This is a genomic window from Actinomycetota bacterium, assembly GCA_005774595.1.
GTDB lineage: Bacteria > Actinomycetota > Coriobacteriia > Anaerosomatales > D1FN1-002 > D1FN1-002.
On sequence record VAUM01000350.1, the window covers coordinates 1 to 1,877 of the forward strand.

Here is a 1,877-nt window from a genome sequence, read left to right on the forward strand (position 1 = left end):
CTCGAGGCGATCGTGATCGCGCTCGCGATCGGCGGCCTGCTCACCGCGCACGAGATCAAGGCGGGCGCCGAGGAGATGAAGGTCGGTCCGGCGCGGACCGTCGCCGTCATCGCCGCCACGCCGGCCGCCTGGCTGAACCACCTGCTGCGCATCGACCGCGCGTGGGAGGGCCTGCGCGGGTGGTCGCAGGGGTTCATGGACGCGCAGGACGCGTCCGCGGACGTCGACGAGGGTGCGGGCAGCGCCGTCGCGGCCACCCCAACGGCCGTGGCGCCGCCGAAGGCCGCCGGCTCAGGCTGGGCCGCGCCGCGCGTCCCGACCAACGCCGACCCGCTCGACGTCTACATCTGCGGCGACTCGATGTCCATGGACGTCGGGGCGGCGTTCGTGAACGTCGCGGTCAAGACCGGCTGCATCGAGAGCAAGCGGTTCTACCGGTCCGCGACCGGCCTCTCCCGGCCCGACGCGTACGACTGGCCGACCGAACTGAGGCGGGAGATGGGCTCGACGCGGCACGAGGCGGTCATCGCGATGTTCGGCGCGAACGACGGCCAGGACGTCGAGTACGAGGGCAAGGTGCTCAAGCTCTACACGCCGGAATGGGAGGCGTTGTACGGCGAGCGCGTCGGCGAGGCGATGGACGTGCTGACCGCCGGCGGGCAGCGGCTGTACTGGATCGGGCTGCCGATACCGCGCAGCGCCAAGCAGGCGAAGAAGTACGAGATGATGAACCGCGTCTACCGGGCGCAAGCCGAGAAGCGCGCGGCCTCGGTGGTCTACGTGGACTCGTGGAAGCTGTTCAGCGACGCCTCAGGCAACTACTCGGAGCTGCTCCAGGACGGACGTGGCAAGCTCGTCGACATGCGCAAGGACGACGGCATCCACTTCACGATGGCCGGCGCGAACCGCATGGCGTCGGCGGTGCTGACGACCATCTGCAGCGAGTGGGGAATCCCCGAGCCGTGACGCGCAGGCGGCGCGCTACTTCGTGATCGCGAAGTACGCGGTCGCGATCAGCTGGTCCTCGGAGAGCAGGCGGATCTCGTAGACCGTGAACGGCATCCAGCCGCCCTCCGGTTCGCTGAAGCGCGCGAGCGCCGAGCCGGGGTCGAGCGCTCCCGGGCCCGCGGTCTCGAGCAGTTCGGGCTTCGCACCGTCCGAGCCCGAGTACAGCTCGCCTGAGAACATCGTCCCTGTCGCGACGGTGTCGGGCAGTACGAACGACAGGGTGACGTCGGCGAGGCCGGCCTTCTCCACGGGCCCGGAAACCGGGTAGGGATCCCCGCCCGGCATGGAGGTGGTGCCGAGCACCACGTCGGTGACGTCGTATGGCGCAGCCGCCGCCATGACCACGTAGTACGGCTCCGCGCCGGAGGCCGTCGCCGCGGCGGACCCGGTCGCGGGCACCGATGCGGATGCGTCGACTGGCGGCAGGACCGGCATGGCGAGCGCATCGGGGTCGATCGTGTCGGTCACGACGTCCGCCGGCGGGAATGCGGGCGTCACGGTGGCGTCGGTGCTCTCGATCGCCGCGTCGTCGCCTGGGAAGAGCGCGAGCCACGGCGACGTGCAGCAGCAGCACCACGTCGCGACCACCGCGAGCGCGACGATGAGGAGCGTGCGCACGTTCCGGTTGCCCTGCCGCAGCGCCGCCGCGATGTCGGGGGCGACCGGCCCGGTCCCCGCCCGCGCCTCGCTCGCAAGGTGCGCAAGCCTCGCGGCGCTGTCGGCGAGGCCCTCCGGCGTCAGCTCGGGCCCGGCGACGGCCGGTGGCGGGGCGTCCGGGGCGCGCACCTCGTCCGACGGGACCGTGAGCTCGACGGGCGCCTCGATCACGTTCGGCGGGGGGACGACGGTGACCGTGGGCGGCATGGTGT

At 72.0% G+C, this 1,877-nt stretch carries 1 protein-coding gene; it reads left to right on the plus strand.

Going from position 1 to position 1,877, the window contains the following annotated elements; all coding sequences use genetic code 11:
• Positions 1-966 (plus strand): DUF459 domain-containing protein (locus tag FDZ70_09995; GenBank protein ID TLM68388.1); only part of this gene is annotated, 966 nt, incomplete at its 5' end.
• Positions 967-1,877: the final 911 nt, after the last annotated feature.